22 protein-coding genes, 1 pseudogene and 1 riboswitch are annotated in these 25,072 nt (G+C 70.5%); of the genes and pseudogenes, 17 read left to right on the forward strand and 6 right to left on the reverse strand.

Annotation, left to right across the window (positions count from 1 at the left end):
* From VKN16_17260 to VKN16_17305, 10 genes are all read left to right on the forward strand, one after another.
* On the forward strand, positions 1-390 hold a 390-nt coding region (locus tag VKN16_17260), incomplete at its 5' end, for an ATP-binding cassette domain-containing protein (protein HME95958.1).
* Positions 391-519: 129 nt separating this feature from the next.
* A complete protein-coding gene (locus tag VKN16_17265) occupies positions 520-1,404 on the forward strand; it encodes an ABC transporter permease (protein HME95959.1) in 885 nt (294 codons plus the stop codon).
* Positions 1,404-2,642: a peptidoglycan DD-metalloendopeptidase family protein gene (locus VKN16_17270; protein HME95960.1), complete on the forward strand. Its 1,239-nt coding sequence runs from the start codon at positions 1,404-1,406 to the stop codon at positions 2,640-2,642. The genes VKN16_17265 and VKN16_17270 overlap by 1 nt, the downstream gene beginning before the upstream one ends.
* 132 nt (positions 2,643-2,774) lie before the next feature.
* On the forward strand, positions 2,775-4,067 hold the full coding sequence (locus tag VKN16_17275; protein ID HME95961.1) for a S41 family peptidase: 1,293 nt from the start codon (positions 2,775-2,777) through the stop codon (positions 4,065-4,067).
* 21 nt (positions 4,068-4,088) lie between these two features.
* Complete coding sequence (locus tag VKN16_17280) at positions 4,089-4,961, forward strand: divergent polysaccharide deacetylase family protein (GenBank protein HME95962.1); 873 nt, start codon at positions 4,089-4,091, stop codon at positions 4,959-4,961.
* Positions 4,962-4,971: 10 nt separating this feature from the next.
* Positions 4,972-5,973, forward strand: coding sequence for a tRNA (adenosine(37)-N6)-threonylcarbamoyltransferase complex transferase subunit TsaD (gene tsaD, locus VKN16_17285; GenBank protein ID HME95963.1), 1,002 nt, complete (start codon positions 4,972-4,974; stop codon positions 5,971-5,973).
* A gap of 28 nt (positions 5,974-6,001) precedes the next feature.
* Positions 6,002-7,081 carry an ATP-binding protein gene (locus tag VKN16_17290; protein HME95964.1) on the forward strand — a complete coding sequence of 360 codons (1,080 nt, stop codon included), beginning with the start codon at positions 6,002-6,004 and terminating at the stop codon, positions 7,079-7,081.
* Positions 7,082-7,085: 4 nt separating this feature from the next.
* Positions 7,086-8,510 (forward strand): sigma-54 dependent transcriptional regulator, encoded by a 1,425-nt coding sequence (locus VKN16_17295; protein HME95965.1) that lies wholly within the window; start codon positions 7,086-7,088, stop codon positions 8,508-8,510.
* A gap of 7 nt (positions 8,511-8,517) precedes the next feature.
* Entirely contained in the window at positions 8,518-9,093 is a 576-nt protein-coding gene (locus VKN16_17300) for a DNA-3-methyladenine glycosylase I (GenBank protein HME95966.1), read from the forward strand.
* Positions 9,090-10,121, forward strand: a complete 1,032-nt coding sequence (locus VKN16_17305; protein ID HME95967.1) for a 2-dehydropantoate 2-reductase — start codon at positions 9,090-9,092, stop codon at positions 10,119-10,121. Before VKN16_17300 ends, VKN16_17305 begins: the two co-directional genes overlap by 4 nt.
* Before the next feature lie 28 nt (positions 10,122-10,149).
* Here VKN16_17305 and VKN16_17310 read toward each other — a convergent pair whose 3' ends face one another.
* Both VKN16_17310 and thiC read right to left on the reverse strand, forming a co-directional pair.
* Positions 10,150-11,586 (reverse strand): amidase, encoded by a 1,437-nt coding sequence (locus tag VKN16_17310; GenBank protein HME95968.1) that lies wholly within the window; start codon positions 11,584-11,586, stop codon positions 10,150-10,152.
* A gap of 9 nt (positions 11,587-11,595) precedes the next feature.
* Positions 11,596-13,233, reverse strand: a complete 1,638-nt coding sequence (thiC, locus tag VKN16_17315; protein HME95969.1) for a phosphomethylpyrimidine synthase ThiC — start codon at positions 13,231-13,233, stop codon at positions 11,596-11,598.
* Positions 13,227-13,337, reverse strand: a riboswitch (TPP riboswitch). (Overlaps the previous gene by 7 nt.)
* Before the next feature lie 185 nt (positions 13,338-13,522).
* Here thiC and VKN16_17320 point away from each other — a divergent pair.
* Complete coding sequence (locus VKN16_17320; GenBank protein ID HME95970.1) at positions 13,523-15,682, forward strand: GAF domain-containing protein; 2,160 nt, start codon at positions 13,523-13,525, stop codon at positions 15,680-15,682.
* Here the strand turns inward: VKN16_17320 and VKN16_17325 are convergent.
* Positions 15,654-16,064, reverse strand: coding sequence for a pyridoxamine 5'-phosphate oxidase family protein (locus VKN16_17325; protein HME95971.1), 411 nt, complete (start codon positions 16,062-16,064; stop codon positions 15,654-15,656). The genes VKN16_17320 and VKN16_17325 overlap by 29 nt on opposite strands.
* A gap of 53 nt (positions 16,065-16,117) precedes the next feature.
* Here VKN16_17325 and VKN16_17330 point away from each other — a divergent pair, with 53 nt between their 5' ends.
* The 4 genes from VKN16_17330 to VKN16_17345 all read left to right on the forward strand — a co-directional run bounded on the left by VKN16_17330 (position 16,118) and on the right by VKN16_17345 (position 20,077).
* Complete coding sequence (locus VKN16_17330) at positions 16,118-17,740, forward strand: gamma-glutamyltransferase family protein (GenBank protein ID HME95972.1); 1,623 nt, start codon at positions 16,118-16,120, stop codon at positions 17,738-17,740.
* 67 nt (positions 17,741-17,807) lie between these two features.
* Complete coding sequence (locus VKN16_17335) at positions 17,808-18,599, forward strand: SDR family NAD(P)-dependent oxidoreductase (GenBank protein HME95973.1); 792 nt, start codon at positions 17,808-17,810, stop codon at positions 18,597-18,599.
* Positions 18,596-19,741 carry an LLM class flavin-dependent oxidoreductase gene (locus VKN16_17340; protein HME95974.1) on the forward strand — a complete coding sequence of 382 codons (1,146 nt, stop codon included), beginning with the start codon at positions 18,596-18,598 and terminating at the stop codon, positions 19,739-19,741. Before VKN16_17335 ends, VKN16_17340 begins: the two co-directional genes overlap by 4 nt.
* Positions 19,742-19,918: 177 nt before the next feature.
* Positions 19,919-20,077 carry a hypothetical protein gene (locus VKN16_17345; GenBank protein ID HME95975.1) on the forward strand — a complete coding sequence of 53 codons (159 nt, stop codon included), beginning with the start codon at positions 19,919-19,921 and terminating at the stop codon, positions 20,075-20,077.
* A gap of 88 nt (positions 20,078-20,165) precedes the next feature.
* Here the strand turns inward: VKN16_17345 and VKN16_17350 are convergent, their stop codons facing one another.
* Genes VKN16_17350 through VKN16_17360 form a run of 3 tightly spaced genes read right to left on the reverse strand, consistent with a single transcriptional unit; the run spans position 20,166 to position 22,095 of the window.
* Positions 20,166-20,831, reverse strand: coding sequence for a haloacid dehalogenase type II (locus VKN16_17350; GenBank protein ID HME95976.1), 666 nt, complete (start codon positions 20,829-20,831; stop codon positions 20,166-20,168).
* Between the two features lie 11 nt (positions 20,832-20,842).
* Positions 20,843-21,778 carry a D-alanyl-D-alanine carboxypeptidase family protein gene (locus VKN16_17355; protein ID HME95977.1) on the reverse strand — a complete coding sequence of 312 codons (936 nt, stop codon included), beginning with the start codon at positions 21,776-21,778 and terminating at the stop codon, positions 20,843-20,845.
* Positions 21,779-21,822: 44 nt separating this feature from the next.
* Positions 21,823-22,095: an HU family DNA-binding protein gene (locus VKN16_17360; GenBank protein ID HME95978.1), complete on the reverse strand. Its 273-nt coding sequence runs from the start codon at positions 22,093-22,095 to the stop codon at positions 21,823-21,825.
* 75 nt (positions 22,096-22,170) lie between these two features.
* Here VKN16_17360 and VKN16_17365 point away from each other — a divergent pair, with 75 nt between their 5' ends.
* Entirely contained in the window at positions 22,171-22,410 is a 240-nt protein-coding gene (locus VKN16_17365) for a glutaredoxin family protein (GenBank protein HME95979.1), read from the forward strand.
* Between the two features lie 138 nt (positions 22,411-22,548).
* A pseudogene (locus tag VKN16_17370) lies at positions 22,549-25,065 on the forward strand (sodium-translocating pyrophosphatase).
* Positions 25,066-25,072: the final 7 nt, after the last annotated feature.

Genomic DNA, 25,072 nt, shown 5'->3' on the forward strand with positions numbered 1-25,072 from the left:
CCCGACTTCGACGCCCGCGAGAACGTCATGCTGCCGGTGCTGATCCGCGGCGGCGACCAGCCGGCGGCGCGCAGCCGTGCCGAGCAGGTGCTCGGCGCGCTTGGCCTCGCCGCCCGTCTGGAGCACCGCCCGTCGAAGCTCTCCGGCGGCGAGCAGCAACGCGTCGCGGTCGCCCGCGCGCTGGCGAACCGCCCGCCGCTGGTGCTCGCCGACGAGCCCACCGGCAACCTCGACGAGGAGATGGCGGCCGAGATCATCGGGCTGGTAAAGGACATCTGGAGCCGGGGCACCACCGTGGTCTTCGCGACGCATCAGGCCCGCCTGGTCCCCCAGCTCAAGCGCCGCACCCTCCGCCTCGAAGGCGGCCGCCTGGTCAAGGACGAGGGATGACGACCCGCCCGCGCCGGGTTGCCCCGACCGAGATGGCCCACGGTCAACATGGCTCAGCCATGTTGAAGATGAGTTGAAGATGAAAGGAAGTCACGGCTGCAGCCCACGCCGCAGATCACGGACGGCCGCATGCTGAGCTTCATCTTCAGCGAGGCGATGCGCGACCTGCGACGGGCGGGTCGCGTCGGGGTCAGCGCGATACTCCTCATCGCGCTCTCGCTCACCGCGCTCGGCGGCTTCTGGCTGCTCTCGCTCAATCTCGGCCGTGCCATCGATCAGTGGGGCGATCGCGTACGTGTCATCGTGTACCTGAAGGACGAGCCGCCCGCGGCGCGCGTCGACGAGGTGCTGCAGAAGATCGAGGCGGTGGGCGGGATCCAGCGCGTGCGCTTCGTCTCCAAGGCTGACGCCCTGCGCGTGCTCAAGCGCTCGCTCGGCAGCCAGGCCGACGTGGCCGAGCAGCTGCCGCGCAATCCGCTGCCCGCCTCGGTCGAGGTGACGCCGGACGCGGGGACCGCCACCCCCGAAGGCACGCGCGCCCTGGTGGCGCGGCTGGTGGCGCTGCCCGAGGTCGAGGAGGTGCAGAGCGGCAGCCAGTGGGTCGACGGTCTCGCGCAGTTCCGGCGCCTGTTCCAGGGCGTGGGGCTGGCGATCGGCGCGGTGCTGGCGGTGGCCGCGATCCTCACCGTGACGACCGCGACCACGCTGGTGCTGCACCTGCGGCGCGACGAGATGGAGATCATGCGCCTGGTGGGCGCGACCGAGCGGGTGATCCGCTGGCCGCGGCTGCTCCAGGGCATGGCCCAGGGCCTGGTGGCGTCGATCGTGGCGCTGGCCGCGCTCGAGCTGGCCTATGCCGTCGCGGTGCCTCGGCTCGAGCCGTTGCTGCCGGTCACCATCGGCCTGGAACGGGTGCTCTTCCTCTCCCCCTGGCAAGCCCTCGCCCTCATCGCAGCCGGCAGCATGCTGGGCGCGGTCGGCGGTATGCTGGCGCGCGGGCGGGCCCAGGCGTGATGCGCGCGCGTCGGCTCGGCTGGGCGCTCGTGATGGCGCCGGCCCTGCTCCTGCCCGCTTCCGTCCATGCCCAGGCCAAGCGCGAGACGGCGGCCGACGTGGGCGACAAGCAGCGCGACCTGCAGCAGACGCAGAAGCGGCTCAAGGAGGAGCGCCAGAAGGCGGCCGACGCCCGCAAGCGCGAGGCCAGCGTGCTGAGCGAGCTCGAGGCCATCGATGAGCGGCTCGCCGAGAAGCGCAAGCAAGTGGCCACCCTCGACGGCCGGATGCGCCGCGCCCAGGCCGACATCGGCGAGCTGCAAGGGGAGATCGGGCGCCTGCAGACCCGACGCTCCGGGCAGGAGGAGGTGCTGGGGCGTCGGCTCCGCGCTCTCTACAAGCTCCAGGCCCAGGGCGGGGTGCTGCCGATCGTGCTCTCGGGCGACGATCCGGTCACCCAGGCGGTCCAGCTTCGCCATCTGACCACCCTGGCCACGGTAGACGCTCACCTCATTCGAGAGTATCGTGGCACTTCCGAGGCGATGGCGGATCGGAAGAGCCGCCTCGAGGCCCGCGGAAAGGAGCTGGCGTCGCTCCGCTCGGACGCCGAGCGCGAGCGGCTCGAGGTCGACCAGGAAGCGGCCAAGCGGCGCGCGCTGCTGTCGCGCATCCAGGACGAGCGGGCGTACCACGACCGGATGGTGAGCGAGCTGTCCGAAGCGACCCGGCGGCTCGAGGCGTTCATCCGCGACCTCCAGGAGAAGCAGCGGCGCGCGCTGGCGAAGGCGCCGACGCCCAGCCGGCCGGCCCGTCCGGCGCCGGGTGATTCCCCGGGAGTGTCCGGCACCGGGTTCGCGGCGCTTCGCGGCCGACTCTCCTGGCCGGCGGACGGGCGAGTGGTGGCCGAGTACGGGCCGCAGGTGAACCCGCGGTTCGGGACGAAGACGTTCCGCAACGGGATCGACATCGAGGCGAGCGAGGGCTCGAGCATCGCGGCGGTGTTCCCGGGCCACGTCGTCTACACGGGGTGGTTCCGGGGTTACGGCAATCTGATCATCGTGGATCACGGCGGCGAGTACTACACGATCTACGCCCACGCGGCGGATATCCGGGTCGCCGAGGGCGACGAGGTGAAGCAGGGACAGATCATCGGCACGGTGGGGGACACCGGCTCGCTCCAGGGGCCGCGACTGTACTTCGAGGTGCGGCACGCGGGGAAGCCGCAGGATCCGGCGCACTGGCTCCGACCCAAAGGGTAGCGCAGGGCGGGGTGCAGCCGAAGGCGAGCCAAGCGCATTTGGTAGGCGAGGTGCAGCCGCAGGCGAGCCGAGCGCATTTGAAAAAGAAGCAAGCGAAATAGGCACGACAGAGCACTCACGGAGGCGTACACGATGCGGCCGATCCGGCACATGAAGAAGGTGGTCTTGATCTCGGGCCTGCTGTTGGTGCTCACCCTGTCGCTCGGCGGCGGGGTGGCGAGCAAGGGCAACGACACCGCGGCCACCTACGAGAACCTGCGGCTGTTCACCGAGGTGCTCTCGATCGTGCAGAGCCAGTACGTGGATGAGGTCCCGCCCAAGGACATCATCTACAACGCGATCAAGGGGACGCTTCGAGGGCTCGACCCCCACTCGTCGTTCCTGGATCCCGAGATGTACCGGGAGATGCAGGTCGAGACGAGCGGCTCCTTCGGGGGGCTCGGCATCGAGATCACGCTCCGGGACGACGTGCTGACGGTGGTGGCGCCGATCGAGGGCACTCCCGCCTACCGCGCGGGCATCCAGCCGGGCGACCGCATCCTCAAGATCGAGGGGCTGTCCACCAAGGACATGCAATTGGCCGACGCGGTCAAGCGCATGCGGGGGAAGCCGGGCAGCAAGATCACCATCAGCATCGTGCGCGAAGGCTGGTCCGAGCCGAAGGACTTCCTGATCACCCGCGAGCAGATCCGCGTGCATTCGGTGAAGAACAACCAGCTCGAGCCCGGCATCGAGTACATCCGCTTGCGCCAGTTCCAGGAGCAGACCGCCAACGACCTGGATACCGCGCTGGACAAGTACGCGAAGGAAGGCAAGATCCAGGGCCTCGTGCTCGACCTCCGCAACAACCCGGGCGGTCTGCTGACCTCCGCGGTGGAGGTAACCGAGAAGTTCCTCGAGCCCGGCAAGCTGGTGGTCTACACCGAGGGGCGCGTGCGCAACCAGAACATGCGGTTCTCCTCGAACTCCAAGCGAGCCTACACCGACTTCCCGATCGTGGTCCTCGTCAACCAGGGCAGCGCGTCGGCCTCCGAGATCGTGGCGGGCGCGCTGCAGGACTGGGGGCGCGCGGTGGTCCTCGGCACGCAGAGCTTCGGCAAGGGCTCGGTGCAGACGATCATCCCGCTCTCGGACGGCTCCGGGCTGCGGCTGACCACCGCGAAGTACTTCACCCCGAAGGGCCGCTCCATCCACGGCAAGGGCATCACGCCGGACATCGTGGTCGAGGGCCCGAAGACCACCGCGCCGGTGTCGGGCGGCGACAAGGACAACCCGGCGCCGACTCCGCCGCCGGTGACCGAGACGCCCCAGGAGCAGCTCAAGCGCGATCCGCAGCTGCAGCGAGCGCTCGACCTGCTCAAGGCCATGAAGATCCTCGACAAGAGCCGGCCGGGGCCGGCAGGTCCGCAGGCGCAAGCCCGCTAGGCCAGGCGGAACGTCGACCCGATGCCGGCGAGGGTGTGGCAGGCTCTCGCCGGCATCATCATGTTGCTGCTGATCGCGGTGGTGGGACTCGACCAGTGGCAGGCGCGTCGCGGGGAGGCGAGCCTTTTCGGATCCGATCTGCTCGCCCGCCGCGAATCCCGCCCCGCCCCGCCGGACGTGAGCCCGCGCGGGCGGCCGCTGGTCGCCGAGTCCGCGGCGCCTCCGCCCGGCGCCCCGCGGGTGGCCATCATCGTGGACGAGCTCGGCGGCCGACGCGACGTCTTCGATTCGCTTCGGGAGATTCGGCGTCCGCTGACCGTGGCAGTGCAGCCGGCCCTGCCGCTGTCGGGCGCCATCGCGAGAGACGCGGTGCGGTCGGGCATGGAGGTGTTGCTGGACCTGCCGATGGAGCCCTACCGTTATCCAGAGCTGGATCCGGGGCCGGGCGTGCTGCTCATGTCGATGCCGCCCGGGGAGATCCGGCAGATGGTGGTATCGCATATCGCGTCGGTCGGCCCGGCGGTCGGAGTAATCAACCGGATGGGCTCCCGGCTCACCGAGGATCGGCCGCGCATGCGCGCGATGCTCGAGGTGCTGGCGGCGCGGCGCCTCCTCCTGGTCGACGCCTATACCTCGAGCCAGTCGGTGGCCTACGACGAAGCGCACGAGGCGGGGGTGCGGGCGGCCCGGCGGCAGATCCTGGTGGACCACGCGGGCGGAGAAGCGGGGGACCGGGCGCGCTGGGACGAGGTGGCGGGCTGGGCCGAGCGGCGCGGTGAGGTGACAGTGGTCGTGCACGACCATCCGCTCGCGGTCCGGCTGCTCAAGGAGTACGTGCCCCGCTGGGAAGCCCGCGGGCTGCGCCTGGTACCCGTATCGTACGTGGCGCGCTAATCTATACGTCATGATCGTGCTCGGAATCGAGACCTCGTGCGATGAGACCTCCGCCGCCGTCGTGGACGGCGGGCGCAAGGTCCTGTCCAACGTGGTGGCCTCGCAGGACGACGTGCACGCGCCCTACGGCGGCGTGGTCCCGGAGCTGGCCTCGCGGCGCCACCTCGACGTCTTGATGCCGGTGGTGCGCCGCGCGCTGGAGACCGCCGGGACGTCCCTCGACGACATCGACGGCCTCGCGGTCACCTACGGACCCGGGCTGGTGGGCTCGTTGCTGGTCGGCTGCTCGGCTGCCAAGGCCCTGGCCTACGCGCGCCGCCGTCCGCTCGTCGGGGTGAACCACCTGGAGGGTCACATCCACGCTGCGTTCCTGGAGGGCGATCCGCCCATCCATCCGTTCCTCGCCCTGGTCGTCTCGGGCGGCCACACCGCGCTGTACCTGGCCCGCGAGCCGCGGCGGTACGAGCGGATCGGCCAGACGCGCGACGACGCGGCCGGCGAGGCCTTCGACAAGGTGGCCAAGCTGCTCGGCCTCGGCTTCCCGGGTGGGCCCGCGATCGAGCGGGTGGCCCGGTCGGGCGATCCGCGCGCGATCGTCTTCCCGACCGCGAACATGACCGACGGAGCCCCGGACTTCTCGTTCAGCGGGATCAAGACCGCGGTCTCGCTCCACGTGCGGCGCACCGGGCCGCTCGATGCGCCTCGCGTCGCCGACGTGGCCGCCTCGTTCCAGGCCACCGCGGTGAAGATGCTCGTGCGCAAGACCGTCCGGGCCACGCTCCGGTCCGGGGTGAAGCGCATCGTCCTCACCGGCGGGGTGGCCGCCAACAGCGCGCTCCGCGAGTCGCTGGAGGCCGAGTGCCGCGAGCGCGGGTGGATCCTCCACGTGCCGTCGCGCCGGCTTTGCACCGATAACGCGGCGATGATCGCCGCGGCCGGCCACGACCGCCTGGAAGCGGGTGAGCGCGCCCCGCTCTCCCTGAACGCGGTGCCCGACCTGGCGCTGGCATGAGCGGCGGCCGGCGCTGAGCGCACGCGGCATGCCCCGCCTGGACTACGAGACCCTCGTTGCGGGTCTGCCCGACGCGGTGGTGGGGGTGGACGATGGGCTGCGCGTGATGCTCTGGAACCCCGCCGCGGAAGCCCTGCTCGGTCGATCGGCGCGGCGGACCATCGGCCGCGCGCTGAAGGAGATCTTCCCGCCCGACACCTCGCTGGTGCGCCACCTGGGCGATACCCTGGCCACTGGCGAGAGCCGCTCGGAGTCGGAGGCGGTGGTCGAGGGCGGCGACGGCCGGCCGGTGCACGTCAGCATCGTCACCGCGCCGCTGGCCCGGAGCGGAGACGTCGAGGCGGCGGTCGCGGTGATTCGCGACGTGTCGCGCCTGCACCAGCTCGAGTCCGAGGTGCGGCGCGGCGAGACCCTCGCCGCGGCGGGCCAGATCGCGATCGGCCTCGCTCACGAGATTCGCAATCCGCTCGGCGCCATCCGGGGCGCGGTCCAGCTCATGCGGCGCGAGCTGGGGGACGACGCCCGCCTGGGCGAGTACACCGACGTCCTGCTGAAAGAAGTGGACCGGGTCAACCGGATCCTCGAGATGCTCCTCGACATCAGCCGACCGGTGACCCTGCGCCCGGTGCCCCTGAACGTGCACCAGCTGCTGGAGCGCGTGGCGCTGCTCTCCGAGGAGATGGCGAGCCGGCGCCGCGTCCAGATCGTGCGGCGCTACGATCCGAGCCTGCCTCCGATCCTGGCCGACGAGGATCGCATCCTGCAGGTCTTCCACAACCTGGTGCGGAACGCGATCGAGGCCATGGCCGACGGCGGCCGCCTGACCCTCGTCACGCGGCCCAGCATGAACCCGCTCTTCACCAAGGTGGATCTGGGCCACGGCCAGCGAAGCATGGCCGAGATCCAGGTCATCGACGAGGGCCAGGGCATCCCGGAAGCCACCCGGGCCCGCCTCTTCACTCCGTTCTTCACCACCAAGGACAAGGGCCTCGGGCTCGGCCTGGCCCTCTGCCACCGCATCATCGAGGAGCACCACGGCGGGATCCACATCACGAGCGAGCCGAGCCGCGGCACCGCCGTCTCCTGCTTCCTCCCGATCGCCCGATAAGCACGTGACTGGCCAGATTCTCATCGCCGACGACGAGGACAGCCTCCGCTGGGTGCTGGAGAAGGGCTTCCGCAACGCCGGCTACCAGGTCACCGCGGTCAGGGACGGCGCCAGCGCGCTGAAGGAGGTCGAGAACGCGCCGTTCGACCTCATCCTGCTCGACGTGCGCATGCCCGGCATCGACGGGCTGGCGCTGCTCAAGCAGGTGCGCGCAAGGCGGCCGGACGCGCAGGTCGTGATCATGACCGCCCACGGCACCATGGAGACCGCGGTCCAGGCCATGCAGGACGGGGCCTACGACTACCTCGCCAAGCCCTTCGACCTGGACGAGGCGCTGCTGCTCGCCGAGCGCGCGCTGACCGCGCGCCGGCTCACCCAGGAGATCAGCGCGCTTCGCTCGGGCCTCAAGGAGGTCTGGGAGTTCGGCGCGCTGGTCGGGCGCCACCCCACGATGCAGGAGGTCTACAAGGTCATCGGCCGGGTGGCGGCCAGCGACGTGAGCGTGCTGCTGCGCGGCGAGTCCGGCACCGGCAAGGAGGTGGTGGCGCGCGCGCTGCACCACTACAGCCGGCGCGCGGGACGGCCCTTCATGGGCATCTCGGCCGCGGCCATTCCGCTGACCTTGCTGGAGTCCGAGCTGTTCGGCCACGAGAAGGGCGCCTTCACGGACGCCAAGGAGCGACGGCTCGGCAAGCTCGAGCTGGCCCACGGCGGGTCGGTGTTCTTCGACGAGATCGGCGATATGCCGCCCGAGCTGCAGGTGAAGCTCCTGCGCGCGCTGCAGGAGCGCGCCTTCGAGCGGGTGGGCGGCCACGAGCTGATGCGCATGGACGTGCGGGTGCTCGCGGCGACCCATCGGGATCTCGAAGGCATGATGAAGGAGGGTCGCTTCCGGGAGGACCTGTTCTACCGCCTGAACGTGGTCACGCTGTCGCTGCCCGCCCTGCGCGACCGCCGCGGCGACATCCCGCTGCTCGCCGAGCACTTCCTGGCCAAGTACGCCGAGTCCCTCGGGGAGCGCGCCGTGGCCGCCGACGCCATGGACCGGCTGGTCGGCTACGATTGGCCGGGCAACGTGCGTGAGCTGGAGAACGTCATCCAGCGCGCGATGGTGATGGCCTCGTCGGGGGTGATCATGCCCGAGCACCTGCCGATCGGTCCGGTATCGGCGGCCGCCGCGGTGACCGCCGACGCGTCGCTGGAGGAGATCATCGAGCGCAAGATGCGCGACTGCGTGCGCGGCCTCCGGGGCCACGCCTCCGCCAACCTGCACGGCCTCATGGTGGGGCTGGTGGAGAAGCCGCTCCTGCGCGCGGTGATGCACGAGACGAAGGGCAACCAGGTGCGGGCCGCGCAGCTGCTCGGCATCAACCGCAACACCTTGCGCAAGAAGCTCAAGGAGCACGGCATCGATCCGGACACCGTGTAGGAGCCCCATGCCGAATCGCTGCGCCTGGGCCAACGGAGGCCCGCTGGAGATCGAATACCACGACACGGAGTGGGGCGTCCCGTCCCGCGACGACCGGCACCTGTTCGAGATGCTCGTGCTCGAGGGCGCCCAGGCCGGGTTGTCGTGGTCGACGATCCTCCGCAAGCGCGAGAACTACCGCCGAGCCTTCGCCGGCTTCGATCCGGCCCGGGTGGCCCGCTTCGACGCGCGCCGCCGCGCCGCGCTGATGCGGGATCCCGGCATCGTGCGCAACCGCCTGAAGATCGACGCCACCGTGACCAACGCGCGGCAGGTGCTGGCGGTGCAGGAGGAGCACGGCACCCTCGCCGCCTACCTCTGGCAGTTCGTCGACGGCCGGCCCGTCCGCAACGCGTGGACGAGGATGGGGCAGGTGCCGGCCGAGACCGCGCAGTCGCGGGCGATGAGCCGAGCGCTGCTCGCCCGCGGCTTCCGCTTCGTCGGGCCCACCATCTGCTACGCGTTCATGCAGGCCACCGGCATGGTCGACGACCACATCACGACGTGTTTCCGCTATTCCACACGGAGGAGTCCACGGCCATGAGGATCGGCATCATCGGAGCGGGCGCCATCGGCAGCGTGGTCGGAGGGCTGCTCACCAAGGCGGGACACGACGTGACCCTCGTCGACCAGTGGCCGGAGCACGTGGAGACCATGAAGCAGCGCGGGCTGCGTCTCAGCGGCACCTGCGGAGACCATCTGATCCCGGTGAGGGCGCTTCACATCCACGAGCTGCAGGGAGTGGGGGCGCCGTTCGAGGCGGTCTTCGTCTCGGTCAAGTCCTACGACACCGAGTGGGCGGCCCAGATGGCGTTGACCTATCTGGCCTCGCCGGACGGCGTGGTGGTCGACTTCCAGAACGGGGTCAACGACGAGCGCGTGGCCTCCGTGGTCGGCACCTCGCGCTGCCTCGGCTGCGTCATCACCATCGGGGCCGGCATGTACGAGCCCGGCCACGCCATGCGCACGGACTCCGGCTCGGTCGGCTTCAAGATCGGCGAGCAGGACGGGCGCGACACGCCGCGGGCCCGCGAGCTGGTGCGCATCATGAACGACGTGGCGCCCACCAAGCTCACCACGAATCTCTGGGGCGAGCGCTGGTCAAAGCTCGCGATCAACTGCATGGCCAATCCGCTGGCCGGCCTCAGCGGGCTGGGCTCGGCCGAGGTGCGCACCGCGCCGGTCCCGCGGCGCATCGCCATCCACGTGGCCGCGGAGGTGATCCAGGTGGGCCGCGCCTCCGGTCACGAGGTGGAGCCGATCTACGGGGTGGAGGCGCAGCGCTTCGTCGACGCGGCCTCCGGCAACGGCTTCGACGCGGTCGAAGCGGACATGGCGGCGAGCGTGCGGTTCCTGAGCGGCGGCCGGCCGTCGATGCTGCAGGACGTCATGAAGGGGCGGCGCACCGAGATCGACTATCTCAACGGCTACGTGGCCCAGCAAGGCCGGCGCCTCGGCGTGCCCACTCCGGTGAACGACGCGGTAGTGGCCGCGGTGCGCAGCCACCGCGTCGGCTCCCTCAAGCCCGACCCCAAAAACCTCGACCCAATCCTGACCGCCTTGCCGCGCTAGCCGGCCGCACACCCACGTCGCCGCCGGCTCAGCCGGCGGCGAGGGCGGGCTTGCGGGCGAACCAGGGGCGTGCTTCCTCGAGCTGCGCGCCCAGCCGGAAGAGCGTGGCCTCGTCGCCGTAGCGGGCCACCAGCTGGACCGCGACCGGCAGCCCGCTGGCGGACCGGCCGAGCGGCAGCATCATCGCGGGCTGGCCGGTCAGGTTGAACCACACCGTGAACGGCGAGAACGCGAAGACTCGCCGCCAGTACTCCTCCACGTCGTGCATCATCATGTCGATCCACCCGAGCTTGACCGGGAGCTGACCGAGCCCGGGCGTCAGCAGCACGTCGTAGCGCGAGTGGAACGCGGCCATCTGTCGCCCCAGCCGGTGCGCGGTCTGCGTCGCCCGCACGTAGTCGGCCGACGAGGTGCGCTCGCCCAGCTTGGCGGTGTTCCAGGTGACCTTCTCGACCTCGCCCTCGCGCGCCGGCCGGCCGGCGGTGGGATGGGTCGAGAGGTTCACCACCGTGTTGACCGCGGCCAGGGTGATGAAGGTCGGGATCACCGCGCCCCGCTCGATGTCCGGATCGGCCTCCTCGACCGCGTGGCCCAGCTCGCCGCAGAGCCGCACCGTCTCCTGGAGCGTGGCGAGGCACTCCGCGTCGACCGAGGCTCCGTTCGGGGTGACCGTGGTGTAGGCGATCCGCAGCGGCCGCGGAACCGCGCCGATCTCCTCGAGATACGGTCGCGCCGGCGGGGGCGCGGTGTAGGGATCGCCCGGGCCCGCGCCGCGGGTGGCGTCCAGCAGCGCGGCGCTGTCGCGCACCGTGAGGCTGACCGCGTGCTCGGTGGAGCAGCCCCCGAGCCCCTCTCCGGTCACCGGAGCGAACGTGTTGCGGCCGCGCGTGGGCTTGAGCCCGACCAGGCCACAGCTCGCCGCGGGCGCGCGGATGGAGCCGAAGCCGTCGCTGGCGTGCGCCATCGGAAGCATCCGCGCGCCGACCGCGGCGGCGGCGCCGCCGCTCGAGCCCGACGAGATCCGGGTGGGGTCCCAGGGATTGCGCGTGGGGCCGTACAGCTGCGGCTCGCAGGTGAGCGAGAGCCCCACCTCGCAGGAGTTGGTGCGGCCGAAGATCACGAGGCCGGCGCGCTTGAGCCGGGCCACGGTCTCGCTGTCGAAGGTCGAGGGTGGCGTGTCGGCGAAGAACCGGCTGCCCCGCGTCATCCGCTCTCCGGTGAGCGGAGCGCCCAGGTCCTTCAGGAGGAAGGGCACCCCGCGGAACGGCCCGTCGGGCAGCCCGTCGGCGATGGCCCGGCGTCCGTGGTCGTACAGCGGCATGATGACCGCGTTCACCGTGGGATTCCTGGCCTCCACCCGGTCGATGGCGGCCTCGAGCAGGTCGATGGGCATCACCTTGCCCCGGCGAACCAGGTCGGCGAGCCCGAGGGCGTCGTATTGCTCGTAGTCGGCGAACGCGGCCATTGAGGCCTCCTAGGGCTGGTCCTGCTTGACGTAGATCTGCCCGCCGGTCTTCTTGAACTCGGCCGCCTTCTCCCGCAGGCCCTGGACGACCGCCGCGGTCTCGCTCGCGATGCCGTGCTTGGCCGCGTAGTCGCGCACGTCCTGGGTGATCTTCATCGAGCAGAAGTGCGGCCCGCACATCGAGCAGAAGTGCGCGACCTTGGCCCCATCGGCGGGCAGGGTCTCGTCGTGGAAGGACCGGGCGGTCTCGGGATCGAGCGACAGGTTGAACTGGTCCTCCCAGCGGAACTCGAAGCGCGCCCGCGACAGCGCGTCGTCCCACTCGCGCGCCTTGGGATGGTTCTTGGCGAGGTCCGCGGCGTGCGCCGCGATCTTGTAGGCGATGACCCCGTCCTTGACGTCCTGCCGGTCGGGCAGGCCCAGGTGCTCCTTGGGGGTCACGTAGCAGAGCATCGCGGTGCCGTACCAGCCGATCATGGCGGCGCCGATGGCGGAGGTGATGTGGTCGTAGCCCGGTGCGATGTCGGTGGTGAGCGGCCCCAGCGTGTAGAAGGGCGCCTCGTGGCAGACCGCAAGCTGCCGGTCCATGTTCTCCTTGATCAGGTGCATCGGCACGTGGCCGGGACCTTCGATCATCACCTGGCAGTCCTGCTCCCACGCGATCGTGGTGAGCTCGCCCAGGGTGTCGAGCTCCGCGAACTGGGCGTCGTCGTTGGCATCGGCCTGGCAGCCGGGGCGCAGTCCGTCGCCCAGCGAGAAGGCCACGTCGTAGGCGGCCATGATCTCGCAGATTTCGCGGAAGTGGGTGTAGAGGAAGCTCTCCCGGTGGTGGGCCAGGCACCACTTGGCCATGATCGAGCCGCCGCGCGAGACGATGCCGGTGACCCGCCGGGCGGTGAGCGGCACGTAGCGCAGCAACACGCCGGCGTGGATCGTGAAGTAGTCCACGCCCTGCTCGGCCTGCTCGATCAGGGTGTCACGGTAGATCTCCCACGTCAGCTCTTCCGCTCGGCCGTGCACCTTCTCGAGCGCCTGGTAGATCGGCACCGTGCCCACCGGCACCGGCGAGTTGCGCAGGATCCACTCGCGCGTCTCGTGGATGTTCTTGCCGGTGGACAGATCCATGATGGTGTCGCCGCCCCAGCGGGTGGCCCACGTCATCTTCTCGACCTCCTCCTCGATCGAGGAGGAGACCGCGGAGTTGCCGATGTTGGCGTTGATCTTCACCAGGAACTTCCGGCCGATGATCATCGGCTCGGTCTCCGGGTGATTGATGTTCGACGGGATGATGGCGCGCCCGCACGCGACTTCGTCGCGCACCGTGTCCGGGCTCATGCCCTCGCGCACCGCCACGAACTCCATCTCGGGCGTGATCTCGCCGCGCCGGGCGTAGTGCATCTGCGTCACCCGGCGGCCGGGTCGGGCCCGCAGCCCCCAGCGGCCGCCCGCGCCGGGCTCGACGTCGCCGCGCGAGAGGATCCAGTGGCGGCGCAGGGGCGGCAGCCCTTGCTTGACGTCCGGCGCGTACTCGGGATCGGTGTAGGGCCCGCTGGTGTCGTAGAGCCGGAGCCGCTCGCCGGTGGTGAGCGCGACTTCGCGGAAGGGCACGCGCACGGATGGATCCGACGCAGAGACGTAGACTTTCATGCGAGGCCTCCCTTCGCTGGCATTACCCAGGTCAGGTTTGTAGCGGTCGGCAGCGTCACAGCTGCCCTCTCAGCCCGGATCACCGAGCTCCCGCGTGGGAATGGCTGGCTGAATGCTACGTCCAAAGCCGCGGAGGGTCAAGGCGCGGCGAGCGCGCGCACCGACGAGGTGATCCACGCGTGCGCGGGCTGCTCCGCAAGGAGCCCGCGGAGTTCGGTGGCGGGCCCCGGGCTCGTGCGCTATGATCCGCGCACCCGCGCCGCTCGGCGGCTGGTTCGCGCCCCAACGAATGACTGATCTCCGTCCGCCGGAGCTGGAAGTCCTGGCCGAATCCAATCGGCTGCTGACCTCGACTCTCGACCTGACCGAGGTCCTGGACCGCCTGGCCGACATTGCGCGCACCCGACTCGACACCGAGGTCGCGCGCATCTGGCTACGCGGCGAGTCGGACGACACGCTGCGTCTCGCCGCACACAAGGGCCATCTCCGCTCGCCGCGCACCGATTGGGAGCAGGTGCCCACCCAGTCCTCGCTGGTCGGCTGGGTCCTCACCCATCGCCAGGCGCTCGTCCTCGCCGACGTGCAGGACGATCCGCGGCTGGCCAACCGGCCGTGGTTCGCCGCGGAGGCCTTCGCCTCCCTGCTGTGCGTGCCGATCGTCCTCGACGACGGCGTGATCGGCATTCTCTCGGTCATGACCCGCGTGCGCCGCGAGTTCTCCGCCGCCGACGTGGCGCTGGCCGAGGCGCTGACCGCCTCGGCGGCGGTGGCGGTGCGCAACGCGCGCATTCACGCCGACGCCCTCGGGCGCCTGGGGGAGATCGAGGCCTTCCAGCGGGTGGCCTCGGCCACGCTCTCCTCCCCCGATCTGGTCACCGCGCTGGAGGCGGTGGTGCGCGAGATCCCGGGCCTCCTGCGCTCGGATGCGGCGGCGTGCTCGGTGGTGGCCCCGGACACGATGCAGATGGAGACGCTGACCACGGTGGGCACGCGGGGGCGTCCGGTGCAGCCGGGCCGGCTGGTGCCGGGCCAGGGCATGGCCGGGCTCGCGTTTCAGGAGGGGCGGCCCCTGCGCACCGACGACTACGCCGCCGATCCCCGCTTCGCGCGCCCGCCGGAGATGGCGGAATGGGCGGCCGCGGAAGGCGTGGTCGCCATGCTCACCGTCCCGGTCCCCGACGCCTCGGGCCAGATCATCGCGCTGCTCTGGGCCTTCAACCGGGGGAGCCGGCGGTTCACCGACCGGGACGAGGCCGCCCTGGCCGGGCTCGCCCGCCAGGCCGCGCTCGCCATGGAGAACGCGCGGCTCGTCACCGATCTCCGGGGAACACTCGAAGATTTGAAGGCGGCCCAGGAGACGCTCGTCCGCGGCGCGACCCTGCGCGCAGTGGGCGAGCTGGCCGCGGGCGCGGCGCACCACCTGAACAACCTGATGGCGGTCGTGCTCGGGCGCACGCAGCTGCTGCTCCACAAGAACCGGTTGCCGGAGATGGCCCCCGCGCTCCGCACCATCGAGCGCGCCGCGGTGGACGCGGCGGACACCGTGCGCCGCATCCAGGCGTTCAGCCGCGCCCAGCATGGCGGCACCGCGTCCGAGCTCGACCTGAACGAGACGGTGCGCGAGAGCATCGACTTCACGCGGGCCCGCTGGGAGCACGAGGCGCACGTGCGGGGCGCCAACGTCGAGATGATCTTCGAGCCGGGCGAGCTGCCGCCGGTCCTGGGCCGGAAGGCGGAGCTGCGCGAGGTGCTCACCAACCTGATCCTCAACGCGGTGGACGCGCTGCCGTCCGGAGGCCGGGTGCTCGTTCGCTCATGGAGCGAGCCGGGACGCGTGGTGGTCGCGGTCCGCGATTCGGGGGTGGGCATGTCGCCGGAGGTGCGGGACCGCGCGTTCGAGCCGTTCTTCACCACCAAGGGCGTCCAGCGGCTGGGGCTCGGGCTGGCCGTGGCCTACGGGCTCGTGACGAGCCACGGAGGGCAGATCTCGCTCGAGGCCGGCGAGGGGCAGGGCACGACCGTGACGCTCTGGATCCCCGCGGCGGGGGCGGCGGAGGCGCCGACCGCGGCGTCGGTCGCCGGGGCGGAGCCGCCGGGCCGCATCCTGGTGGTGGACGACGAGGCCGACGTGCGCGAGATGCTCGCCGACGTGCTCATGTCCCACGGCCATCACGTGACCTTGGCCGGAGGCGGACGCGAGGCGCTACGGAGCTTCGAGCAGGGAGACTACGACCTCGTCATCACCGATCTCGGCATGCCCGAGATCAACGGCTGGGAGGTGGCGCGAGCCATCAAGGCCCGGCGCGCCTCCATGCCGGTCCTGCTCCTGACCGGGTGGGCCGACGCGGTGGACACCCAGGCCGGCCGCGTGGACGCGGTGATCAAGAAGCCGTTCGACATGATCAAGCTGGCCGCCGCGGTCAACGCGGCACTTCGCGCTGCGGCGTGATGCGGATGAGGACGCTCGTCTTGGCGAGCAGGCCCTTGCGGATGTAGCGGCCCATGAACAGCGGCACGAGCAGCCAGTACCTCCGCCAGTAGGATTTCAGCAGTGCCTGCTCCAGGTCCGGCCGCCCGTCCACCCACTCGGCGTGTCCCTCGAAGGCCGGGCCGTCCTTGCGCCCGACGTGCACGGTGACCCGACCGTTGTTCCGGATGCGGCGGGCCTTGAGCGTGTCGCGCTGGGTGGTGAAGTACACGTCGCCCGCGTGCGGCCAGAGCCACGTGGGCACGGTGCCCGGCTTGCCGGCCTGGCTATAGGTCGTCACGTACATGTACCGGGCGCGCGCGAGCGCGGCGTCGAGCGCGGGCGACGGGCTCCTTGCGTCCATCGTGGCCTGAGCCTAACATGGCGCCCGGACACGAGAGACGCCAAGGAGACCCTATGCCTCCGCATCGTCACGCCTACCGCCCGCCCGTGATGGGCACGCGCGGCGCCGTCGCCTCCGCGCATCCGCTCGCGTCGATGGCCGGCATCCGCATGCTGCTCGAGGGCGGCAACGCGGTGGATGCCGCGGTGGCCGTCGCCTCGACCCTGAACGTCGTCGAGCCCTTCATGTCGGGCGCGGCCGGCATCGGGCTCATGCTGATCTCGCGGGCCCGGACCGGCGAGCGCCACGTGCTCGACTTCATCGGGCCCGCGCCGCGGGCGTCGGATCCCGCGCGGTGCACCGAGGACGAGCTGGCCGGCGGCCCGAAGTCGTGCGCGACGCCGGGCAATCTCGGCGGCTGGCTCACCGCGCTGGATCGCTTCGGCTCCATGCCGCGGGCGCGGGTGCTCGCCCCCGCGATCGACCTGGCCGAGAACGGGGTGCCGCTGACGTTCACGAACGTGAAGTTCTTCGAGCAGTCGCGCGGCCAGCTGGCGCGATCCGCCGAGGCCCAGCGGCTGTTCCTGGGCAACGGCGGCCCGCGGCCCGCGAAGATCGTCACCTACAAGGAGCTGGCCGCGACGCTGCGCCAGGTGGCCGAGGGCGGCGCGGAGGCGTTCTACCGCGGACCGATCGCCCGGGCGATCACCCGGGCCGTGCAGGAGGCGGGGGGCTGGCTCGCCGAGGAGGATCTGGCCGCGTTCACGCCGGAGTGGCGCGCGCCGCTCGCCATCCCGTATCGCGGGCGCGAGGTCTGCTCGGTGCCGCCGCCGTTCTCCGCGTTCCAGATGCTGGAGACGCTCAACATCCTCGAGGGCTACGACCTGCCCGGCTGGGGGCACAACTCGCCCGAGTACCTGCACCATCTGATCGAGGCGATCAAGCTCGGCTCGGCCGACCGCCTGGCCTACGCGTACTCGGGCGAGCCGCCCATCACCGGGCTCGTGTCCAAGGCCTACGCGGCCTCGCAGCGCGCGCGCATCGACTCGGCGCGGGCGGCGGTGAGCGAGGGCGAGCGCCACAATCGCGAGCGGCTGGACGGGCAGATCGGCGAGGGGCACCCGGCGCAGTTCGTGAACGAGCAGACGACGCACTTCGCGTGCGCCGACGCCGAGGGCACCGTGGTGTCGGTCACCCAGACGCTGGGCGTGGCCTTCGGCTCGGGCTTCGCGGTGCCCGGCACCGGGCTGCTGCTGAACAACATTCTCAAGTGGTCGGATCGCGATCCGGCCTCGCCCAACGCGCTGCGGCCGGGCCGCAAGGCCGGCACCATGATGTCGCCGACGCAGGTCTTCCGCGACGGCGCCTTCGCGTTGAGCATCGGCACGCCCGGCTCCTACGGCATCCTCCAGACGCAGCCGCAGATGCTGCTCAACGTGCTCGAGTTCGGTTTCAACGTGCAGGAGGCCATCGAGGCGGCGCGGGTGCGGGTGTACCGCGACCGGCTGGTGGACGCCGAGTCGCGCATCTCCGAGGAGACGCGGACCGCGCTCGAGCGGCGTGGACACCGGATCAACGTGATCGAGGACTGGTCGTGGGTGGTCGGGGGCGGGCAGGGCATCGCGCGCGACCCGGAGTCCGGCGCGCTCATGGCCGGCGCCGATCCTCGCCGCGACGGCTACGCCCTCGCCATCTAGCCCGGGGTCAGGTCTTGCATTACGACATTTGTCGTAATGCAAGACCTGACCCCGATCGAGGAGAACCGTGGAGCTGACGGACAAGGTCGCGGTGGTGACGGGAGCGGGCTCGGGTATCGGACGTGGCATCGCGCTGGCGATGGCGGGCCGCGGGGCGCGGGTGGCCGCGGTGGATCTGGACGCGGGCAGCGCGGCGGAGACGGCGCGGCTCTTGATGGGCGCCGGCGGCAAGGGGATGGGGCTCCAGGCGGATACCAGCCGCGCCGGCGAGGTGGACCGCGCGGTGTCGTCCGCGGTGAGCCAGCTGGGGCCGCTCGACATCATGGTCAACAACGCGGGCATCCTCGACGGCTACTGGAACGTCGACGAGACCGACGACGCGGTCTGGGAGCGCGTGCTCGGGATCAACCTCACCGGCGTGTTCCACGGCTGCAAGCGCGCGCTCCGCGAGATGCTGCCGCGCGGCCGCGGGCGGATCGTCAACATGGCCTCGGTCGCCGGGCTCAACGGCACCGGCGGCGGCGCGGCCTACGTGGCCTCCAAGCACGGCGTCGTCGGGCTCACCCGGCAGATGGCCGTGACCTACTCGGCCCGCGGCATCACGATCAACGCGGTGGCCCCCGGCCCGATCCTCACCGGCCTGCGCGCGCACTCGCAGGAGATCCTGGGGCCGGGCGTCCCCGACATGAGCGGCCGCGGCGTCGCGGTGGACGACGCGGCGGTGCGCGCGATCGCTCCGGCGGGCCGCCGGGGCACCGTCGAGGAGATCGCCTCCGCGGTCTGCTTCCTGGCCTCGGACGAGGCGGGTTACATCACCGGGCACACCCTGGTCGTGGACGGAGGCTGGAGAGCCAAGTGATCACCAAATTCTCGGTCCTCTACGTGGGACAGATCGAGCTGGACAACGTCGGCCTCGCGGGCACGCCCACCGAGCAGCGGCGCTATCCCAACGAGCGCCTGATCGAGGCCTTCCAGACCGCGAAGGACGTGGCCCAGCTCATGGACGAGCAGGGCTATTACTGCCTGTGGACGGCCGAGCATCACTTCCAGCGGGAAGGCTACGAGGTGCTGCCGAACCTGGTGCAGCTCTCGCTCTGGCTCGCGACCCAGACCCGGCGGCTGAAGCTCGGCTGCGCGTTCAACATCCTGCCCATGTGGCACCCGGTGCGCCTGGCCGAGGACTACGCGATGGCCGACATCGTCACCGATGGCCGCGTGATCATGGGCGTCGGCCGTGGCTACCACACCCGCGAGGTCGAGTCGTTCGGGGCGCCGTTACTCGACGCGGCGGCCAACCGCGAGATGTTCGAGGAGCAGATGGAGGTCCTGCTCAAGTGCTTCAACGAGGAATCGTGGAGCCACCGGGGCAAGTACTACGTGATCCCGCCCGACGTGGACTACCGCGGCTATCGCCTGCGCGAGATCACGTGCGTGCCGCGGCCGATCCACCGGCCGGTGGAGATCTGGATGCCCATCGCCAGTGGCAAGTCCATCGACTACATGGCCCGCATGGGGCTGAAGGCGATGGTGACCTTGAACGGCGAGAAGGTGCTCGACCAGGTCGCGCGCGCCTACCGCGACGCGTGCGCGCGTCACGGTCGGCCCAAGCAGCTCGGCGAGGATCTCTGCTGGGGGGTGGGCCTCTACCTTGCCGAGTCGCAGGAGGAGGCGATTCGCCGGCTCGAGCCCGCGCACGACGAGCGCTACAAGTGGTTCGCCCCGTTCGGCTTCGTGCGCTACGCCGACGAGCAGGGGCGCTCGTGGGGCACGCCGGGCGCGCCCGCGCGCGTGCCCACGCTGCGCGATGGCGTCGAGCAGAAGGCGTGGCTCGTGGGCCGTCCGTCCGAGGTGATCGAGGCGATCCGCGAGATCGAGGCCCGCTATCCCGGCCTCGATCAGTGCATGATCCACTGGGCCGAAGGGCTGCCGCCCGCCGAGTTCAAGGAGCAGCTGCGGTGGTTCGCCCGCGAGGTGATGCCGGCCTTCGCCGGGAGGGGCTGAGCGGGGAGGGAGCCCCCGGGGGGTATACCCCCACCGGGTAGTCTTTCCCTCGTAGAGACCCCCCTAGGGATTGTATTTTTCGCTTTTCTCTCCCTCGGAGTCCGTCCATAATACCCTCGGCCGTTTCGGGGGGCGCCGGGCAGGACCCCCAAACACTCAACGAGGGAGGAATGACGAATGGCCAAGAAGAAGCTCGCGTTTGGTGGCTACTCCATCAACTTCAAGGGCTGCGACGACACCCTGGAGTCGGTCATGGGCAGCAAGCCCATCGGCCCCTCGGAGATGACGAAGAAGATCTGGGCCTACGTGAAGCGGAAGCGGCTGGCCAAGCGGTAGACCGCCGTACGCAGCGCGCGGCACGTCCTGACCCCGCCCGGCGCCCCAGGACGTTCCGCGGCTCGAAGCGAGACGAGAAGGCTCGAGGCTAGAACGCGAGCCGCTCGCGGATGGTGTCCAGGCGGTCCACCTCGTAGTCCGGCGTGACCTGAAGCTCCTCGGCCGGCGCGTTCGTCCGGTTGCACCAGCAGGTGGTGAACCCGAAGGCGGCCGCGCCCGCCACGTCCCAGGCGTTCGAGGAGACGAACACGATCTCCCCCGGCGCCACCCCCAGCGCGCGCGGAGCCAGCTCGTAGACACGCGGCGAGGGCTTGTAGACCTTCACCTCGTCCACCGACAGCACGTGGCCGAAGGCCCCGGAGAGCCCGCTCCCGCGCACCACGCGCTCCAGCATGAACGGCGATCCGTTCGAGAGGATGGCGAGGGGTGTCCCCGCGAGCGCCCGCAGCGTCGCGGGCACCTCGGGAAACGGCGCGAGCGTGAGGTAGGCGCTCATCAGCGCCTCCACCTGAGCCTCGGCGGCGGTGATGCCGAGCCGGCGCAGGGCGAACCGCAGCGCCTGCCCGGTCACCGCCCAGAAATCCTCGTAGCGCCCCATGAGCGAGCGCAGCCAGGTGTACTCGAGCTGCTTCTGGCGCCAGAGGTTGGACAGGGTCTGAGGATCCGAGGTGATCTCGCGCGCAGCCTCGATCACCGAGTGGACGTCGAAGAGCGTGCCGTAGGCGTCGAAGACGAAAGCGCGCGGGGCGGCCATCGTGCCCGCCCTCAGCTGGTGCCGGGGACCGCGGCTCGCGAGCGGCGCTCGCTGGGCCGACGGGGCGGCAGGGCGGGCCGCCGGGGCCGTCGCGGCGCCGGGGCCACCGGCGCGGACTCGAGGCCCGTCTCGTAGAACCCGAAGCGCAGCACCGTGCGCGCGTCGCGGAACGACAGGCTCCGCGTCTGCGCGCCGAGCACGATCAGCAGGAACTGCTGCCCCGACTTCCACGCCGACACCGCCAGGTTGTAGCCGGCCTCTCGCGTGAAGCCGGTCTTGAGAGCCTGCACGCCGCCGGGGTCCTGGAACAGCGGGATGCGCCGGCTGTAGACGCGGCCGCGATAGACGAACGTGGCACCACCCAGCAGTGGCCGCGACGACGGGTAGTCGTCGAGAAGGCGTCCGATCAGCTTGGCCAGGTCCTGGGCGGTGCTCCGCTGGGCGGGATCCGGCAGGCCGTGGGCGTTGGCGAAGTGGGTGTGGCCGAGACCGAGCTCCTCGGCCTTGGCGTTCATCGACGCCACGAAGGCGTCCTCGGTGCCCGCGAGATGCTCGGCCACCGCGGTGGCCGCGTCGTTGGCGGAGGCGATGGCCACTCCCTCGAGCAGCGTGCGCAGCGGCGCGGTCTCGCCGGTCTTGAGCCCCATGCGATAGCGCGGGGTCAGCGCGGCGCGATGACTCACCAGCACTGGCTCGTCCCACTGCGCGCGTCCGGCCTCGATGGCCTCGCAGGCCAGATAGAGCGTCATGAGCTTGACCAGGCTCGCGGGCGCGTGGTCCTCGGCGGGATTCTTGGCGTAGAGCACCCGGCCCTGGGTGTCGAGGAGCAAGACCGACTCCGCGCTCAAGGTCAGGGGCCGACCGTTGACGCTGCTGTTCTGAGCTGATGCCGGTGTTGCGACGAGCCAGAGGGCCGCGCTGACGGCGAGGACGGAGATGGCGCGCACTGGGTCCATCTTACCCGGCGAGCGATTTTGCCGAGAGAAAATCCCTACCGGACCGCCCGCTTGAGCTCACGCGACGGCTTGAAGCGCGGCGTGCGTCCGCCCGCAACGTGCATGGGCTGACCGGTGCGCGGGTTCTTGCCTCGGCGCGGCTTGCGGCGGGTGACCGAGAAGGTGCCGAAGCCCACCAGCGTGACCGGCTGTCCCCGCTTGAGCGACGCGCGCACCGAGGCGAGGAACGCGCGCAGGGCGCGATCCGCATCCGCCTTGGTCCATCCGCTCGCCGCGGCCATCGTGGCCACGAGATCGACTCGGGTCATGCCGGCTGACCGGGCGCGGATGCTAGCAAACCGGACGTTGGAGCGTCAAGGGCGAGGTGGTATCGTGGACGCCGCGTGAAAAAGGCGCTGGTGTTCACGATGGAAGGCAACGTCGATGGCGAGGCCGCGCTCGCATTCTTCCAGGCGCGCGGCGTGGCGGTGGACGTGCGCGACGTCGGGAAGGATCCGGAGGCGAGCCTGGATCTCTTCGCGCGGGCGGGGCGGCTCGGCGTCCCGACCGTCGTGATCGGCGAGCGCCTGTTCGACGGCTTCGGCCCTCACCGCGAGGAAATCGAGACCCTCCTGCGCGACTAGGGGGCCACTAGGCGCGCACTCTCGGGCGACGCGCCGCGTTGACGGCCGCCGGCCCGGTGGGGTATAAACACGCGTTGGGCTCGCGGCGGTCCTGGCGACCCGACTCACCCTTCGAACCGGCTCAAGGAGATTCGGACTATGGATGCGATTCGGCACCTGCCCGGCCGCGCGCTCACCCCGCTCGCGTGGGCGCTGCTCGTCCTGAGCGTTCTCTCGCTGGCGCTGCCTCCCGTCGCGCTGGGCCAGACGTCGCCCCCGGCCGCCGCGGCCGCGCCGGCGCCGCACCAGGGTGGTGGCGAGGCCTCGCTGAAGCTGCCCGACCTGGCGCAGGCGAGCTTCGTGGGCATGAACGGCCGCACGCTGCTGCAGTGGGGCCTCCTGATCTGCCTGGCCGGCCTGGCCTTCGGCCTGGTGATCTACTCGCAGCTCAAGAACCTGCCGGTGCACCAGTCCATGCGGGACATCTCCGAGCTGATCTACGAGACCTGCAAGACCTACCTGATCACCCAGGGCAAGTTCCTGATGATCCTGGAGCTGTTCATCGCGGTGATCATCGTCTTCTACTTCGGGTTCCTGCAGCACTTCGAGGGGATCAAGGTCTTCATCATCCTGCTGTTCAGCGTGATCGGCATCCTCGGCAGCTACGGGGTGGCGTGGTTCGGCATCCGCATCAACACCTTCGCCAACTCCCGCACCGCGTTCGCGAGCTTAAAGGGGCTGCCGTTCCCGGTCTACGCGATCCCGATCAAGGCGGGCATGAGCATCGGCATGCTGCTGGTGTCGGTCGAGCTGTTCATCATGCTCTGCATCCTCCTCTACATCCCGCGCGACTACGCGGGGCCCTGCTTCATCGGCTTCGCCATCGGCGAGTCGCTGGGGGCGGCCGCCCTCCGCATCGCGGGCGGCATCTTCACCAAGATCGCCGACATCGGCTCGGACCTGATGAAGATCGTCTTCAACATCTAGGAGGACGACGCGCGCAACCCCGGCGTGATCGCCGACTGCACCGGCGACAACGCGGGCGACTCGGTCGGACCGACCGCGGACGGCTTCGAGACCTATGGGGTGACCGGGGTGGCCCTGATCACCTTCATCCTGCTCGCGGTGCCGCAGGAGCTGGTGCAGGTGCAGCTGCTGGTGTGGATCTTCGTGATGCGCATCATCATGATCGTGGCCAGCGGCGGGTCCTACCTGGTCAACGAGGCGCTCGCCCGCGCCCGCTACGGCGCGGCCAGGACCATGAGCTTCGAGGCCCCGCTCACCGGCCTGGTCTGGCTGACCTCGATCGTCTCGGTGGTGCTGACCTATCTGGTGTCCTGGATCATGATCCCCGACCTCGGCGACGGCACCCTCTGGTGGAAGCTCTCCACCGTCATCACCTGCGGCACGCTGGCCGGGGCGATCATCCCCGAGTTCGTCAAGGTCTTCACCTCGACCAACTCCTCGCACGTGCGCGAGGTCGTCACCTCGGCCCGGGAGGGCGGCGCCTCGTTGGGCATCCTGTCCGGCCTGGTGGCCGGCAACTTCAGCGCCTACTGGCTCGGCCTCACCATGGTGGCCCTCATGAGCATCGGCTTCTGGGTGAGCACCATGGGGCTCGGGGCCCTGATGGCCGCGCCGGCGGTGTTCGCCTTCGGCCTCGTGGCCTTCGGGTTCCTCGGCATGGGACCGGTCACGATCGCGGTGGACTCCTACGGCCCGGTGACCGACAACGCTCAATCGGTGTTCGAGCTGTCCGTCATCGAGACGCTTCCGGGCATCAAGCAGCAGCTCAAGAAGGACTACGGCTTCGACGTCAACTTCGAGGCGGCCAAGCACCTGCTCGAGGAGAACGACAGCGCGGGCAACACCTTCAAGGCTACCGCCAAGCCGGTGCTGATCGGCACCGCGGTGGTGGGCGCGACCACCATGATCTTCTCGATCATCGTGCTGCTCACCGCCGGCCTCACCCAGAATCTCGACAAGCTCTCGCTGTTGCACGCCCCGTTCCTGCTCGGCCTCATCAGCGGCGGCGCCATCATCTACTGGTTCACCGGCGCCTCCACCCAGGCGGTGACCACCGGGGCTTACCGCGCGGTGGAGTTCATCAAGGCCAACATCCGGCTCGAGGGCACGACCAAGGCCTCCATCACCGACAGCAAGCGGGTGGTGGAGATCTGCACCCAGTACGCCCAGAAGGGGATGTTCAACATCTTCCTGGCCGTCTTCTTCGTGACCCTGGCCTTCGCCTTCGTGGAGCCCTACTTCTTCGTGGGCTACCTCATCTCGATCGCCCTGTTCGGCCTCTACCAGGCGATCTTCATGGCCAACGCGGGCGGGGCGTGGGACAACGCCAAGAAGGTCGTGGAGGTGGACCTGAAGGAGAAGGGCACCCCGCTGCACGCGGCCACCGTGGTGGGGGACACGGTCGGCGATCCGTTCAAGGACACCTCGTCGGTGGCGATGAACCCGATCATCAAGTTCACCACGCTCTTCGGTCTGCTCGCGGTCGAGCTGGCGGTCTCCCTGACCGCGGAGCGCGGGAGCGGATTCACCTCGGTGCTGGCCGCCATCTTTTTCGTGGTGTCGGTGATCTTCGTGTGGCGGTCGTTCTACGGCATGCGCATCAAGGTCGAGGGCGCGGCGGCCGCCGCCCCCGCGATGGCGAAGCGCTGACCCGGCG

The sequence above is a fragment of the Candidatus Methylomirabilota bacterium genome (assembly GCA_035315345.1).
GTDB lineage: Bacteria > Methylomirabilota > Methylomirabilia > Rokubacteriales > CSP1-6 > CAMLFJ01.

Coding starts and splice junctions, on each gene's coding strand:
- VKN16_17265 (HME95959.1), top strand. CDS start 520: ATGCTGAGCTTCATCTTCAGCGAGGCGATGCGCGACCTGCGACGGGCG.
- VKN16_17270 (HME95960.1), top strand. CDS start 1,404: ATGCGCGCGCGTCGGCTCGGCTGGGCGCTCGTGATGGCGCCGGCCCTG.
- VKN16_17275 (HME95961.1), top strand. CDS start 2,775: ATGCGGCCGATCCGGCACATGAAGAAGGTGGTCTTGATCTCGGGCCTG.
- VKN16_17280 (HME95962.1), top strand. CDS start 4,089: ATGCCGGCGAGGGTGTGGCAGGCTCTCGCCGGCATCATCATGTTGCTG.
- tsaD (HME95963.1), top strand. CDS start 4,972: ATGATCGTGCTCGGAATCGAGACCTCGTGCGATGAGACCTCCGCCGCC.
- VKN16_17290 (HME95964.1), top strand. CDS start 6,002: ATGCCCCGCCTGGACTACGAGACCCTCGTTGCGGGTCTGCCCGACGCG.
- VKN16_17300 (HME95966.1), top strand. CDS start 8,518: ATGCCGAATCGCTGCGCCTGGGCCAACGGAGGCCCGCTGGAGATCGAA.
- VKN16_17305 (HME95967.1), top strand. CDS start 9,090: ATGAGGATCGGCATCATCGGAGCGGGCGCCATCGGCAGCGTGGTCGGA.
- VKN16_17310 (HME95968.1), bottom strand. CDS start 11,586: ATGGCCGCGTTCGCCGACTACGAGCAATACGACGCCCTCGGGCTCGCC.
- thiC (HME95969.1), bottom strand. CDS start 13,233: ATGAAAGTCTACGTCTCTGCGTCGGATCCATCCGTGCGCGTGCCCTTC.
- VKN16_17320 (HME95970.1), top strand. CDS start 13,523: ATGACTGATCTCCGTCCGCCGGAGCTGGAAGTCCTGGCCGAATCCAAT.
- VKN16_17325 (HME95971.1), bottom strand. CDS start 16,064: ATGGACGCAAGGAGCCCGTCGCCCGCGCTCGACGCCGCGCTCGCGCGC.
- VKN16_17330 (HME95972.1), top strand. CDS start 16,118: ATGCCTCCGCATCGTCACGCCTACCGCCCGCCCGTGATGGGCACGCGC.
- VKN16_17345 (HME95975.1), top strand. CDS start 19,919: ATGGCCAAGAAGAAGCTCGCGTTTGGTGGCTACTCCATCAACTTCAAG.
- VKN16_17350 (HME95976.1), bottom strand. CDS start 20,831: ATGGCCGCCCCGCGCGCTTTCGTCTTCGACGCCTACGGCACGCTCTTC.
- VKN16_17360 (HME95978.1), bottom strand. CDS start 22,095: ATGACCCGAGTCGATCTCGTGGCCACGATGGCCGCGGCGAGCGGATGG.